Source organism: Arthrobacter sp. E3, assembly GCF_017353415.1.
Classification (GTDB): domain Bacteria; phylum Actinomycetota; class Actinomycetes; order Actinomycetales; family Micrococcaceae; genus Specibacter.
Genome location: NZ_JAFMPX010000074.1, coordinates 1 through 1,948, shown reverse-complemented (window position 1 = coordinate 1,948; position 1,948 = coordinate 1). Strand labels below are relative to the sequence as shown.

The 1,948-nt window shown below is 62.9% G+C and carries 1 protein-coding gene; it reads left to right on the top strand.

Annotated features, from left to right (window positions below; genetic code table 11):
• The first annotated feature begins 858 nt into the window (after positions 1–858).
• Complete coding sequence (locus JMA46_RS16635) at positions 859–1,914, top strand: IS30 family transposase (RefSeq protein ID WP_207346462.1); 1,056 nt, start codon at positions 859–861, stop codon at positions 1,912–1,914.
• The last annotated feature ends 34 nt before the right edge of the window (positions 1,915–1,948 follow it).

The window sequence follows — 1,948 nt, the reverse complement described above, 5'->3', positions numbered from 1 at the left end:
GGCGAGTTCTAGCGGTCGTTGCAACACCCCTTGAAAACGGGAGTTGCTCCACCCATGGATTCACCGTCAATTAATGATGCTTTCTTAACGGAAAAATCACCATTGGGGATAGGCGCTGATTTGGCTGCCCAACCGCTGGGTAAGCGCGCGTACCGGCGTTACTCGGCAGCTGATCGGGCCAGGTTCTTCGCCGCGTTCGAGCGGTTGGGAAGCATCCCGGCAGCGGCTCGGGAACTCGGGTTCAACCCGGTCACGTGCCGTTCCTGGACCGGCTCTTCCACCAAGGAACGCGGCCAGAAATACAGCCAGTCCCAGCGGGACGAGTTCTTCGTCGTCCTGGACCGGGCAGGGAGCGTGAGCGCCGCGGCGAAGGTGTTGGGCATCAACGTCCAAACGTGTTTCCATTGGGCCTACGAGGTCGGCGCGGTCACCCGAAAGCCCAATGCGGCCTCGGGGAAAACGGGGCGGGCCACGCCGGCGCAAAAGGAAGAGTTCCTCGCCGTTCTCGTCCGTGTGGGCAGCATCAGTGTCGCTGCCAGGGAGACCGGGGTGCCCCTGTCCCAGTGCGCCAATTGGGCCCGCCACGTCGGGATCAAGTCCATCCGTGCCGGTGGTGGCACACGTGCTGAATACCTTCGGTTGCGCGAGGCAGGCAACAGTCGCAAGGAGGCCGTCGCGGCCGCCGGCGCAAACCCACGAAGCGCCTATCGGTGGGAGATGCAACGCAAGGTGGCCAGCGCCGGTCCCGATGAGACCAAGAGGGCGGAAATGCCGTATAACCGGGGGGTGATTACCGCTTGTAACGAACCATTGGCACCCACCGCCGGGGAAGTCCCGCCGCCAGCAGGACCAGTTGCGGTGGCCGGGCCTGCACAGGCGCCTGAACCCGTCGTGGTGGCGTTGGAGGCCCTGGAACAGCCCGTCAGCGCCCGCTATCTCTCGCTTCCCGAGCGGGAGAGGATCGCGGACCTGCTGGCCCGGGACACGTCCCTGCGGGCCATTGCCCGCGCACTGGGCCGCTCCGCCGGATCGATCAGTCGCGAGGTTGCCCGTAACAGCCACCTGGTGCTGGGCTACCAGCCCTATGGGGCCCACCGAAAAGCCACCACGGCACGAGCCCGGCCCAAGCCCAGTAAACTGGCCACTGACGGTCCGCTGCGCGAGTACGTGAAAGAGAAACTACTCACACGCTGGTCCCCGGAACAGATCTCCAAAGTGCTGATCAAGGAATTCCCCCATGACGAGCAGATGCGTGTGAGCCACGAAACGATCTACCAATCCCTCTTCATCCAAGCCCGCGGCGGCCTCAAACGCGAGGTTCAAACGGCATTGCGGACCGGGCGGACCCGCCGCAAAAAACACAAGAACCCGGAAGAACGCACCAGCCGTTTCAGGGACCCGATGATCAACATCTCCGAACGCCCACCTGAGGTCGAAGACCGTGCCGTGCCAGGCCACTGGGAGGGGGACCTGATCACCGGCGCCCACAACCAATCCGCCATCGCGACCCTGGTCGAGCGCACCACACGCTACGTCATGCTCGTGCATCTGCCCGGGGACCACACCGCTGAAACAGTGCGCGACGGACTGATCAAAACCATGTCCACCCTGCCAGCCCACCTGCGCGGTTCCCTGACGTGGGACCAAGGCATGGAAATGGCCAAGCACAAAGCCTTCAGCGTCGCCACCGACATGGATGTCTACTTCTGCGATCCGCACAGCCCCTGGCAACGCGGCTCCAATGAAAACACCAACGGCCTGCTGCGCCAGTACTTCCCCAAAGGAACCGACCTGTCCGCCTACGGACCCGAAGACCTCGAACACGTCGCCCAGGAACTCAACGCACGCCCACGCAAAACGCTCAACTGGAATACACCAGCCGAGCAACTTCATGATCTACTGATAACCAACTAAACACCAGGTGTTGCAACGACCCCTAGAATTCAAG